The following is an 11,896-nucleotide window of genomic DNA, read 5'->3' as shown; positions in this document are numbered from 1 at the left end:
TGCTATCGGGAGCAAGCCCCCTCCCACATTTGTTCTGCGTATGAAAATGAAACCGGTTTCAGAGGTAAACAACAATGCATAAATACCCCGTCTCCATCAGCCTTTCCAGCTACGGCGCCGAGCTTGTGCGCCAGCAGGGCCAATTGAGTTTTGTCGCGCTGCTCAGCGCAGCCGGCGCCCAACGCATCGAATGGCGTGAAGAGCTGCTGACCAACGAACATCCCGCCACTTTGGCCCAGGCCGCCGCCGAGCAAGGCCTGAACAGCGTGTTTTCGTCGCCCCTGGAACTCTGGGTCGCCGGCCGGGCCCAGCCGAATGCCGAACTCGCCGCAACCCTGGACCGCGCCCAGGCGTTCGGGTCGGGCTGGCTGAAAGTCTCCCTCGGCTACTTCACCGACACCAACGATCTGGAAAGCCTGCACGCCCTGCTCAATCGCCACCCGGTCAAGCTGCTGGTGGAAAACGACCAGACCCTGCACGGTGGGCGCATCGAACCGATGCAGCGGTTTTTCACCGAAGTCGAACGCCTGGGCCTGCCGGTGAAGATGACTTTCGATATCGGCAACTGGCAGTGGCAGGACCAATCCGCGCTCACCGCCGCACGCCTGCTGGGACGGCATGTGGATTACCTGCACTGCAAGGCCGTGGCCCGTCGCCCGGACGGCAAGCTGGTGGCCTTGCCGCCCGGCGCCACCGACCTGCATCTGTGGGAACAACTGCTCAAGCACATGACTCAAGGTATTACCCGGGCGGTGGAATTTCCGTTGCAGGGCGATGACTTGATCGAGGTCACCGCGCAGCAGGTCGCCACCCTCGCCCACCTTGGCCAACCCCGTGTGGAGAATGCCCATGTCTGAGATCGATATCCTGTCGTTTGGTGAAACCATGGCGATGTTTGTCGCTGAGCAGACCGGCGACCTGGCCCAGGTCGGGCAGTTCCACAAGCGTATTGCCGGTGCCGACAGCAATGTCGCCATTGGTTTGTCGCGCCTGGGGTTCAACGTCGCCTGGCTGAGCCGGGTGGGTAACGACTCTCTCGGGCGTTTTGTGGTCGAGACGCTGAGCAAGGAGGGGCTCGATTGCCGTCATGTAGCAGTCGATCCACTGCACCCCACCGGTTTTCAACTCAAGTCCCGTGAAGAAGCGGGCGCAGATCCCCAGGTGGAGTACTTCCGCAGAGGCTCGGCGGCCAGTCATTTGTCCATCGCCGATATCAGCCCCGCACTGCTTCAAGCCCGTCATCTGCACGCCACCGGGATTCCACCGGCATTGTCGGATGCCACCCGTGAACTGTCCTTCGAGCTGATGACGCAGATGCGCAAGGCCGGACGCAGTGTGTCGTTCGACCCGAACTTGCGCCCCTCCCTGTGGGCCAGCCAGGCGCAGATGATCCGCGACATCAACGCCCTCGCCGGCCTGGCCGACTGGGTATTGCCCGGTCTGAGTGAGGGTCGCCTGCTCACCGGCTTCGACGACCCGGCCGACATCGCCGCGTTCTACCTCGATCAGGGCGCCGAAGCCGTGGCGATCAAGCTCGGCCCCGACGGCGCCTATTACCGCACCCACATGGACCAGGGCTTTGTCGCTGCCGTCAAGGTGGAAGCAGTGGTGGACACCGTCGGCGCCGGCGATGGTTTTGCCGTGGGCATGATCAGCGCCCTGCTGGAAAACTCAAGCTTCCCCGAGGCGGTGCAGCGCGGTAACTGGATCGGCAGCCGCGCCGTGCAGAGTCGTGGCGATATGGAAGGCTTGCCCAGCCGCAGCGAACTGCCCACACGATCCGTTGCTTGACCCATTACCTGTTGCCACAACTACAACAAGCTCAGGAGCAACCCCATGGAAACCGTGAAACTCGCCACCCGCCGCTGGTGGTACATCATGCCCATCGTTTTTATCACCTACAGCCTGGCCTACCTGGACCGCGCCAACTACGGCTTTGCCGCCGCCTCCGGGATGGCCGAAGACCTGATGATCACGCCGGGCATGTCCTCGCTGCTCGGTGCACTGTTTTTTCTTGGCTACTTTTTCTTCCAGGTACCCGGGGCGATCTATGCGCAGAAGCGCAGCGTCAAGAAACTGATCTTCGTCAGCCTGATCCTCTGGGGCGGCCTGGCGACCCTGACCGGTGTAGTGTCTAACGCCTATATGCTGATCGCCATCCGCTTCATGCTCGGGGTAGTCGAAGCGGCGGTGATGCCGGCGATGCTGGTGTACCTGTGCCACTGGTTCACCCGTGCCGAACGCTCGCGGGCCAATACCTTCCTGATCCTCGGCAACCCGGTGACCATGCTGTGGATGTCGGTGGTTTCGGGCTACCTGGTGCAGCATTTCAGCTGGCGCTGGATGTTTATCATCGAGGGCCTGCCGGCGGTATTGTGGGCGTTTATCTGGTGGAAACTGGCGGATGAAAAACCCGCCGATGCCAAGTGGCTCAGTGAACAGCATAAAAAAGACCTGGAAACCGCCCTCGCCGCCGAACAGGTGGGGATCAAGGCGGTGAAGAACTACGCCGAGGCCTTCCGTTCACCCAAGGTGATCATCCTCGCCCTGCAATTCTTCTGCTGGAGCATCGGCGTGTATGGCTTCGTGTTGTGGCTGCCATCGATCCTCAAGGCCGGCTTGCAGATGGACATGGTCGAAGCCGGCTGGCTCTCGGCGCTGCCTTACCTGGCGGCGGTGATCGGCATGCTCGTGGTGTCCTGGGGCTCGGACAAGCTGCAAAAGCGTAAGCGTTTTGTGTGGCCACCGTTGCTGATCGCGTCCATCGCTTTCTACGCGTCCTACGTATTGGGCGCTGAACATTTCTGGTGGTCCTACACCCTGCTGGTGATCGCCGGGGCATGCATGTATGCACCCTACGGCCCGTTCTTCGCCATCGTCCCGGAAATCCTGCCGGCCAACGTCGCCGGTGGCGCCATGGCGCTGATCAACAGCATGGGCGCGCTGGGCTCGTTCGGCGGCTCGTATCTGGTGGGCTACCTCAACAGCAGCACCGGTTCGCCCGGCGCTTCGTACCTGTTGATGAGCGGCGCGCTGCTGCTGTCGGTGGTGCTGACGATTTTCCTCAAGCCCGGCGCCAGTGACCGCTCGCCGGCGCCAACCCTGGAGTTGAAGGTAAAAACCTCATGAAAAAGTCCGTTGTGTTGTACAAGAAACTCTCCGCGCCGCTGATGGCTCGCCTGCATGAGCAGGCCGAGGTCACGCTGATCGATGCACTGGATGAGACCGGCCTGGCCAAACTGCGCGATGCGCTGCCCGGCGCCCATGGCCTGTTGGGTGCAAGCCTGCGCCTGGACGCCCAGTTGCTCGACCTGGCACCCAAGCTGGAAGCAGTGGCCAGCGTTTCGGTCGGGGTCGACAACTACGACATCGATTACCTGACCCAACGCGGCATCCTGCTCAGCAACACCCCGGATGTGCTCACCGAAACCACCGCCGACACCGGCTTTGCGCTGATCCTGGCGACCGCCCGGCGTGTGGTCGAGTTGGCCGACATGGTGCGTGCCGGCCAGTGGAACAAGAACATCGGCCCGGCGCATTTTGGCAGCGATGTGCATGGCAAGACGCTGGGCATCATCGGCATGGGCCGCATCGGCGAAGCCTTGGCCCAGCGTGGGCATTTTGGCTTCGGCATGCCGGTGATCTACCACAGCCATTCGCCAAAGCCTGCGGTGGAGGCGCGCTTTGGCGCGCAGTACCGAAGCCTCCAGGACTTGCTCAAAGAGGCGGATTTTGTCTGCCTGACCCTGCCGTTGACCGCCGAAACCGAGAAGCTGATCGGCGCCGAAGAGTTCGCAGTGATGGGGCCGGAGACGATCTTTATCAATATTTCACGCGGCAAGGTGGTGAACGAGGCTGCGCTGGTCGAAGCGTTGCAGCAACGCACCATCCGGGCGGCGGGGTTGGATGTGTTCGAGAAAGAACCGCTCAGCCACGACTCGCCGTTGCTGCGCTTGAACAACGTGGTGGCGACGCCGCATATCGGCTCGGCCACCCATGAAACGCGCGAGGCGATGGCCAAGTGTGCGGTGGATAATCTGCTGCAGGCCTTGTCGGGTGAGCGGCCACAAAACCTGGTGAACGCGGCTGTCTGGAAACAGTGAACCCATGTGGGAGGGAGCCCACTCCCACATTCGACCGCGTTTCAAATCAGGTCAGATTACAAACCGCGCCACCATCCCATTCAAATCCACCGCCAACCTCGACAGCTCATGGCTGGCTGCGCTGGTCTGGTTGGCGCCCGCCGCCGACTGGGTGGCCAGGTCGCGGATGTTGACCAAGTTGCGGTCCACCTCGCGGGAGACCTGGGCCTGTTCTTCCGACGCGCTGGCAATCACCAGGTTGCGTTCGTTGATCAGGCTGATGGACTGGGTGATCTGCTCCAGGGCCACGCCGGCAGCACGGGCCATTTCCAGGGTGGCTTGGGTACGTTGATTGCTTTGCTGCATGGACTGCACAGCTTCACCGGTGCCGTTCTGGATGCCGGCGACCATCTTCTCGATTTCCTGGGTCGACTGCGCGGTGCGATGGGCCAGGGCCCGCACTTCATCGGCAACCACCGCAAAGCCACGCCCGGCCTCACCGGCGCGGGCGGCTTCAATCGCGGCGTTGAGCGCCAACAGGTTGGTCTGCTCGGCAATCGCCCGGATCACGTCGAGGACCTTGCCGATATCCCGACCTTGAGTCGCCAGGCCTTCGATCATCACGGCGGTGTTTTGCACATCCTGGGTCATGGTCTGGATCGCGCCGACGGTGTCCATCACGCGGTCGCGGCCATCGCGCGCCGCCTGGTTGGACTGCCCGGAGGCCTCGGAGGTGGAGACAGCATTACGCGCCACTTCTTCTACCGCTGCGGTCATCTCGTTAACCGCCGTGGCGGCCTGGTCGATCTCATTGTTCTGTTGCTGCAGGCCGCGGGAGGCTTCCTCGGTGACAGCGCTCAACTCTTCCGCCGCTGACGCCAGCTGCGTGGCCGAGCCGGCGATATGCTGGATGGTCTGGCGCAGGTTGGCCTGCATGCTCGACAAGGCACTGAGCAAGCGCGCAGGTTCATCCTTGCCATCGTCCGCGAAGGTTTTGCTGAGGTTGCCGGCGGCGATGGTCTCGGCAACTTCCACGGCTTTGCGCAATGGCGTGACGATGCTGCGGGTCAGCAGCCAGGCCAACAGCACCGTGAGCAATGCGGCCACCACCGACACCGCCACCACGCCGGTGATTGCGCCCTCATAACTTTGCCCAGCCGCCGCGTCAGCGGTCTTCGCATCGGCGGCGTTGAGGGCGATCAGCTTGTTCAACTGCTCGCCCATCTGGTCGGTGCCGTCCTTGATGCGACTGTTGATCAGCGTACGCATTTCATCGACCTTGCCTTGCTTGGACAGCACCAGCATGTCGGCCTGGGCCTTCAAGTAGTTATCCAGCGTCACGCTGAAGGTCTTGTACAACACTGCCTCTTGCTCGCCCATCGGCAACTGGACGTAATGGGCCTGGGCAGCCTTGACCTTGTCGGTCAGTACGCCGATGCGGGTTTCGGCTTCCTGCAGGGCAGCCGGTTCGCGATTGACCAACACCCGGAACGACAGGATGCGCATGCGCAGTACGTTTTCAGTGATGTTGCCCAGGGACGTCACGCTGGGCAGCTGGGTTGCGCTCATGTCCACGGAAGACTGCCGGATCTGCGTCATGCGGTTGACCGCAAACACCCCCAGGATGACCACCAACACTGCAATGAAGGCGAAACCGAGAAACGCTCGAGGGGCGATATTCAGATGACGAAGGGACATAGGGCTGCTCTCAGAAGTAGTGTTTGCGAGCATCCCTGCCGCGAAACGATCCGTCAGCGTCAACGCACTGGCCAGACCTTGGTCACCACTGTTGTGGTTTTAATGTGGGCCTATATTTACTATCGGCCGGGGCCGGGGTTTTGCGCAGGGTCTTTATTAATATTTTTTTACACTTCTGACGGCTGGCGGTTTCTGGCATTCTTCGCCTCCATTTTCCGACCCGAGCCATCATTTTGTCTGACGCTCAAGCCCCCCGCCCGCGCTATAAATCCGACCTGATCTATGGCCTGGAAGACCGCCCGCACTTCACCGCCGCGATATTTGCCGCCCTGCAGCACGTCTTGGCCAGTTTCGTCGGCATCATCACCCCGACCCTGATCGTCGGCGGCGTACTCGGCCTGGAAAGCGAGGTGCCGTACCTAGTGAGCATGGCGCTGTTCGTCTCGGGGCTCGGCACCTTCGTGCAGGCGCGTACATTCGGGCCGGTGGGCTCGGGCCTGTTGTGCCTGCAAGGCACCAGTTTTTCGTTCATCAGCGTGATTCTCAGCGCCGGCTTCATGGTCAAGGCCCGGGGCGGCGGCACCGATGAAATCCTGTCGACGATCTTTGGTATCTGCTTTTTCGCCGCGTTTATCGAGGTAGTGCTAAGCCAATTCATCGGCAAGCTGCGCAAGCTGATCACCCCGGTGGTCACCGGAACCATCATTACCCTGATGGGCCTGTCGCTGATCAAGGTGGCAGTCACCGACATGGCCGGTGGCTATGGCGCCGGCGACCTCGGCGCCGCGGGCAATATGGGCCTGGCGGCGCTGGTGCTGCTGACCATCGTGGTTCTCAACCGGTTCAGCAACCCGTTCCTGCGCCTGGGTTCGATCGTGATCGGCCTGAGCCTGGGTTTCTTCGTCGCGTGGTGGCTGGGCCGGGTCGACATGGCCGCCCTGCCCCAGGTGCCGTTGATCAGCGTGCCGGTGCCGTTCAAGTATGGTTTCTCGTTCGACTGGGTGGCGTTTATCCCGGTGGCGGTGATCTTCCTGATTTCGCCCCTGGAAGCCGCCGGTGACCTGACTGCCAATTCGATGATTTCCCAACAACCGGTCAAGGGCCCGCTGTATATCAAGCGCATCAAGTCCGGCCTGCTGGCCGACGGCCTCAACTCGGCGATGGCTGCTACTTTTAACAGCTTGCCGATGGTGACCTTCGCCCAGAACAATGGCGTGATCCAATTGACCGGCGTGGCCAGCCGCTACGTCGCCTATTTTATTGCCGGCCTGCTGGTGCTGCTGGGGCTGTTCCCGATGATCGGCGCGGTGCTGCAACTGATGCCCAAGCCGGTGCTGGGCGGCGCCACCCTGATCATGTTCGGCACCGTGGCCGTGGCCGGGATCAAGATCCTCGCCGAAGCCGGCCTGCATCGGCGCAATGTGCTGATCGTGGCAATCTCCCTGGGCATGGGCCTGGGCGTTGCCGCCGTACCGGAAGTACTGCGCGACCTGCCCAAGGCGCTGCACAACATCTTCGAGTCGCCCATCACCGTGGGTGCGTTCTGTGCAATCCTGCTGAACATTTTCCTGCCCGAAGAGTTCATAGAGCTGGAAGAAGATGAATTCGATCCGGAGTCTTCTACCCTCAAGGTCATGCAAGACCCCGACGTCACGAAACAATAGGAGCACCTTTCATATGCGCAAGCTCATGGTTCTATCGCTGTTGCTGCTGACCTTGAGCGCCTGCGCGCTGTTCCCCAACCGTGACCCGGTCAACATCAACGTAGTGGGCATCGAGCCGCTGCAAAGCCAGGACCTGGAAGTGCGCTTCGCGGTGAAGCTGCGGGTGCAGAACCCCAATGAAACCGCGATCGACTACAACGGCGTGGCCCTGGACCTGGAAGTCAATGGCCGACCGTTGGCCTCAGGCGTGAGTGACCAGGCCGGCAGCATCCCACGTTTCTCCGAGACGGTGATGATGGTGCCGGTCAGTGTTTCGGCGTTTTCGGTGTTGCGTCAGACCCTGGGCCTGAGCCAGACCCAAAGCCTGAATAACCTGCCCTACGTGCTGCGTGGCAAACTGGCGGGCGGGTTGTTCGGCACCATGCGCTTTGTAGAGCGTGGCACCCTGGATTTGCCCAATACCGCCACCTGGTGATGCGAGAAAGATCTGATCCAAATCCGCGAAATGCTGAAGATCAACTGTAGGAGCGAGCTTGCTCGCGAAAAACGTCAACGATAACGCGTGTTTCCTGAACAAACGCGGCGCCTATGGGTTTTTCGCGAGCAAGCTCGCTCCTACAAAAGCTTTGGTTTGACCCGGTTCAGTCAGTGATGAAGCGAACGCCGGGCTGGGCGCGCTCGTCTACGGTCAGTTCAAAAATATCCGGCCGGGCGTAGTGCCCCGCCACGTCATAATCGTAGCGTGCCCGCACCAAGTCATCGGTATTGATCTGCGCCGTCAACAACCCCGCCTCTCCCAGCATCGGCCCGGCCAGAATGTCACCCATGGGCCCGACAATCACGCTGCCGCCGGCAATCAACGGGCGATCTGCGGGCCAGTTGGCAACCTCGACACCCAACGCCTCTGGCGATGCCTGCACCTGGCAAGCACTCACGACAAAACAGCGCCCTTCATGGGCGACATGGCGCATGCTCACCTGCCACATTTCGCGCTCGTCCACCGTGGGCGCACACCACACCTCCACCCCTTTGGCGTACATCGCGGTACGCAGCAGCGGCATCATGTTTTCCCAGCACACCGCCCCGCCGATACGTCCAACTGCAGCGTCGATCACCGGCAGCGTCGAGCCATCGCCTTTGCCCCAGATCAGCCGTTCGGTACCGGTCGGCATCAACTTGCGGTGCTTGGCGACCAGACCACTTGAGGGTTCGAAGTACAGCACAGTGCAATACAGCGTACTGCCACTGCGCTCAATCACCCCGAGCACCAGGCTGGCACCGGTACGCGCCGACAACCCGGCCAGCGCCTCGGTCTCCACGCCCGGCACGTCGATGGCATTGGCAAAATACCGCGCAAACGCTTCACGCCCTTGGGGCAGGCGATAGCCCAACTGTGTACCGAAGCTTTCGCCCTTGGGGTAGCCGCCCAGCAACGCCTCGGGCATGACCACCAATTGCGCGCCACTGTGCAAAATCTCATCTTCAAAAGTCAGGATCTGCGCAAGGGTGTCAGCCTTGCCACTGGGCAAGGAACCGATTTGCAAGGCAGCGACGATAGAAACAGGCATCAGAATCACTCCGAAAGTGGGGGTTGCCCATTCTCCGGCCAGGCTCGATCATGAATAAAGCCCACTCCAGTGCTAAATGATATGAGCCAAATGAATATCGCCCAGGTTGACCTTAACCTGCTGAAAACCTTCGAAGCCCTGCACGACGAGTCCAGCGCCAGCCGCGCAGCGTTGCGCCTGGGGGTGACGCAATCGGCGATCAGTGCCGGCTTGCGGCGTTTGCGCGAGGTGTATGGCGACCCATTGTTCATCCGCACCGGCCGCGGCCTGGCGCCGACATTGCGCGCCAATCAGTTGAAACCGGTGATCAGCGAGGCACTGGATCGCTGTCGGCAGAGCCTGGCGATGATCAACCCGGATAACCTGCACTACGAGGGGCGCTCGGTGGTCCTGGGGCTGTCCGACGACTTCGAGATTGCCTACGGCCGTCGACTGATGGACGCCATCGCTCAGCGCCTGCCAAAACTGCGGGTAATCTTTCGCCAGACCCACAGCCAGATCGTCGCTGGCGCCCTGCTTGACCGCAACCTGGACCTGGCTGTCACCGCCGGCGGTTTTGCCGAGCGCAGGTTGAGTCGACAGGTACTGGGGGAAGGCGATTATCGCTGCCTGGTAGACCCGTCCAGCCTGGCGCCCGGCCAGCAACGTATCGACCTTGAGGAGTTCGTCGCACGGGAGCATGTGCTGGTGTCGTCGGGCGGCTTTATCGGCATTACCGACGAAGGCTTGGCGGCGCAGGGCTTGAGACGTCAGGTGTGCGCGTCCACCAGCCACTTCGCCGCGCTGCCGTACCTGCTCAAAGGCAGCGCGGCAGTGGCGACGATTCCCGGGCACGCGGCCCAGGCCATCGCGCAGATGACCGGCCTGCAGGTGTTGCCCTGCCCGTTGGCGCTGCCGCGTTACCCGGTGGAGCTGGGTTGGCGCACCCAGACCCAGCTTGATCCGCTGTTGCTCAAGGTGCGCGAGGCGGTTGTGGCGTGCTTTACTTCGCCGCCGCCATCAGCTTGTTGACCTCACTGCGCACCATGTTGGAAAACTCCGGCGGCGACATGCCGTCCAGTTCGGCACGCACCCATTCGGCCCACTTGCCCTTGCGCTTGGCGCGCTCGCCGAACAACCGCGCGGCTTCGCCCTTGGCCTTGCCCAGGTTGGTTTGCCACAGGTCATAGAGGCGGGACTTTTCATCTTCCAGCTCGGCGCGTTCGGCGAGGGTCTTGTTGGCGAGATTGAAGCTCATGTTAAGTTACCTGCTGCACAAATAGGTGACATCTTACACTGTAGGTCTAAAGTTCCCGATCCGGATTTTGCCGCAGATGAACGCCCGGGAAAATAACTGCAACTTTTGCCGCTGCCCGACACTCCATTGTTCACTGTCACATTCACCTGCAAGGAGTCACCCCAATGGCCCGCAAAACCGCCGCCCAAGCTGCCGAAGAACAAATCAAGGACCAAGCTTTCAGCGAATTGACCGCGCTGATCGAGGAGTCGGACAAACTGCTCAAGAACAGCGCATCCCTGGTGGGCGAAGAAGGTGAAACCCTGCGCGAGCAGGTCGCCATCAAGCTCAAGCAAGCCCTGGACTCGCTGTCCAGCGTGCGTGAACGCAGCAAACCGGTGGTCGATGCCACCGAGACCTATATCGGTGGACACCCATGGCAGACCGTGGCGATTTCCGCCGGTTTCGGCCTGGTGATTGGCCTGTTGCTGGGTCGCCGCAACTGACCCATGGCGTGGCAGCGGCCCACCGCTGCCACGCCATTGTTTCAACTCGCCAGCTCGCGCAATTGCTGCAATACCTCCACCTCCAACACGATTCCCTCCTGCAACGATTTCGCCCGCGTGCGATGCCGCCGATCCCCCGGCAACCTCCTCAACCCTGCCGCATGCATCTGCCGCACCAGTTCCTGGCTGCGCTCGGCGAAGCCCTGCCCTGCCGTTTTGGCCGGATCAATCACGATCAGCAACTGGCCGGTCCAGGGTGTGCGGGCGCCAGGGTGGTTGGACCAATCAAACTCAAAGGAAAAATTGCCGCCAGTCAGGGCTGCCGCCAACAGTTCAACCATCATCGACAGTGCCGAGCCCTTGTGCCCTCCAAACGGCAACAACGCGCCGCCCTCAAGGATGGCCTTGGGATCCTGGGTCGGCTGGCCCAGGCTGTCGACCCCGGTGCCCAGGGGCAAGCGCTCGCCCTTGCGTGCGGCAATCTGCACATCGCCATGGGCAATGGCGCTGGTGGCCAGGTCAAATACAATCGGCGGACCATCGGCGCGGGGTGCGGCAAATGCAATGGGGTTGGTGCCGAACAGCGGCCGATCCGCGCCGTGGGGCACCACGCAGGTCATGCTGTTGACCACGCTCAGGGCCACCAGGCCTTCTTCGGCAAAGGGCTCCACGTCTGGCCACAGTGCGGCGAAATGGTGGGAATTGCGAATCGCCAGCAAGGCGATCCCGGCACTGCGGGCCTTCTCCACCAACAGGCTGCGCGCCGCCGCCAGGGCCGGTTGGGCGAAGCCGTTGTTGGCATCCACGCGTACAAACCCGGAGGCGACATCCTCGACCACCGGCACTGCCTTGCCGCTGACCCAGCCACTGCCGAGCGTCGAGACATACCCGGGAATACGGAACACCCCATGGCTATGGGCGCCATCGCGTTCGGCGCTGGCGCAATTGTGCGCGAGCACCAAAGCCACCTCGGGCGACGTGCCATGCCGAACAAATACCTGTTGCAGCAAGGTCACCAGCTCGGTGAACGGGATCGAGGTCGAAGCCGTGGCGACTGTCGGAGACTGTGCAGACATTTGAAGGTCCGTTTTTATGATTGGAAGGGGCAACGAATGGACAAATCCAGATCGTCGATTAAACACCACGCACAGCGCTCACTGTC

Annotated in this window: 12 protein-coding genes; 8 read left to right on the top strand and 4 right to left on the bottom strand. The window is 61.7% G+C overall.

Annotated features, from left to right (window positions below):
* Positions 1–74 precede the first annotated feature (74 nt).
* From QZR30_RS18560 to QZR30_RS18545, 4 genes are read left to right on the top strand one after another with little or no spacing between them, the layout of a single operon-like run.
* Entirely contained in the window at positions 75–857 is a 783-nt protein-coding gene (locus tag QZR30_RS18560) for a sugar phosphate isomerase/epimerase family protein (protein WP_046067924.1), read from the top strand.
* Entirely contained in the window at positions 850–1,791 is a 942-nt protein-coding gene (locus QZR30_RS18555; RefSeq protein ID WP_043050718.1) for a sugar kinase, read from the top strand. The genes QZR30_RS18560 and QZR30_RS18555 overlap by 8 nt, the downstream gene beginning before the upstream one ends.
* 45 nt (positions 1,792–1,836) lie before the next feature.
* The gene (locus tag QZR30_RS18550; RefSeq protein ID WP_046067923.1) at positions 1,837–3,129 is read left to right on the top strand and encodes an MFS transporter; all 1,293 of its coding nucleotides are present in this window, start codon (positions 1,837–1,839) and stop codon (positions 3,127–3,129) included.
* Positions 3,126–4,103, top strand: coding sequence for a 2-hydroxyacid dehydrogenase (locus QZR30_RS18545; RefSeq protein WP_046067922.1), 978 nt, complete (start codon positions 3,126–3,128; stop codon positions 4,101–4,103). Before QZR30_RS18550 ends, QZR30_RS18545 begins: the two co-directional genes overlap by 4 nt.
* A gap of 51 nt (positions 4,104–4,154) precedes the next feature.
* Here QZR30_RS18545 and QZR30_RS18540 read toward each other — a convergent pair whose 3' ends face one another.
* Positions 4,155–5,780, bottom strand: a complete 1,626-nt coding sequence (locus QZR30_RS18540) for a methyl-accepting chemotaxis protein (protein ID WP_046067921.1) — start codon at positions 5,778–5,780, stop codon at positions 4,155–4,157.
* Between the two features lie 233 nt (positions 5,781–6,013).
* Here QZR30_RS18540 and QZR30_RS18535 point away from each other — a divergent pair, with 233 nt between their 5' ends.
* Both QZR30_RS18535 and QZR30_RS18530 read left to right on the top strand, forming a co-directional pair.
* A complete protein-coding gene (locus QZR30_RS18535) occupies positions 6,014–7,444 on the top strand; it encodes a nucleobase:cation symporter-2 family protein (RefSeq protein WP_043050714.1) in 1,431 nt (476 codons plus the stop codon).
* A gap of 13 nt (positions 7,445–7,457) precedes the next feature.
* A complete protein-coding gene (locus tag QZR30_RS18530; protein ID WP_046067920.1) occupies positions 7,458–7,919 on the top strand; it encodes an LEA type 2 family protein in 462 nt (153 codons plus the stop codon).
* A gap of 166 nt (positions 7,920–8,085) precedes the next feature.
* On the opposite strand, the gene QZR30_RS18525 is transcribed toward QZR30_RS18530, so the two are convergent.
* Positions 8,086–9,012 (bottom strand): carbon-nitrogen hydrolase family protein, encoded by a 927-nt coding sequence (locus QZR30_RS18525; protein ID WP_068967075.1) that lies wholly within the window; start codon positions 9,010–9,012, stop codon positions 8,086–8,088.
* Between the two features lie 90 nt (positions 9,013–9,102).
* Between QZR30_RS18525 and QZR30_RS18520 the strand changes: the two genes are divergently transcribed.
* On the top strand, positions 9,103–10,023 hold the full coding sequence (locus QZR30_RS18520) for a LysR family transcriptional regulator (protein WP_056845825.1): 921 nt from the start codon (positions 9,103–9,105) through the stop codon (positions 10,021–10,023).
* On the opposite strand, the gene QZR30_RS18515 is transcribed toward QZR30_RS18520, so the two are convergent.
* On the bottom strand, positions 9,995–10,249 hold the full coding sequence (locus tag QZR30_RS18515; RefSeq protein WP_003190904.1) for a hypothetical protein: 255 nt from the start codon (positions 10,247–10,249) through the stop codon (positions 9,995–9,997). The genes QZR30_RS18520 and QZR30_RS18515 overlap by 29 nt on opposite strands.
* Positions 10,250–10,413: 164 nt before the next feature.
* On the opposite strand from QZR30_RS18515, the gene QZR30_RS18510 reads away from it, so the two are divergent.
* Positions 10,414–10,734: a DUF883 family protein gene (locus tag QZR30_RS18510; RefSeq protein ID WP_311903865.1), complete on the top strand. Its 321-nt coding sequence runs from the start codon at positions 10,414–10,416 to the stop codon at positions 10,732–10,734.
* Between the two features lie 41 nt (positions 10,735–10,775).
* On the opposite strand, the gene QZR30_RS18505 is transcribed toward QZR30_RS18510, so the two are convergent.
* Entirely contained in the window at positions 10,776–11,810 is a 1,035-nt protein-coding gene (locus QZR30_RS18505) for an Ldh family oxidoreductase (protein ID WP_311903864.1), read from the bottom strand.
* Positions 11,811–11,896: the final 86 nt, after the last annotated feature.

The organism is Pseudomonas sp. rhizo25 (assembly GCF_031931935.1).
In the GTDB taxonomy this organism is placed as follows: domain Bacteria; phylum Pseudomonadota; class Gammaproteobacteria; order Pseudomonadales; family Pseudomonadaceae; genus Aquipseudomonas; species Aquipseudomonas synxantha.
The sequence above is the reverse complement of the archived record's forward strand: the minus strand, read 5'-3'. Positions and strand labels throughout refer to the sequence as shown.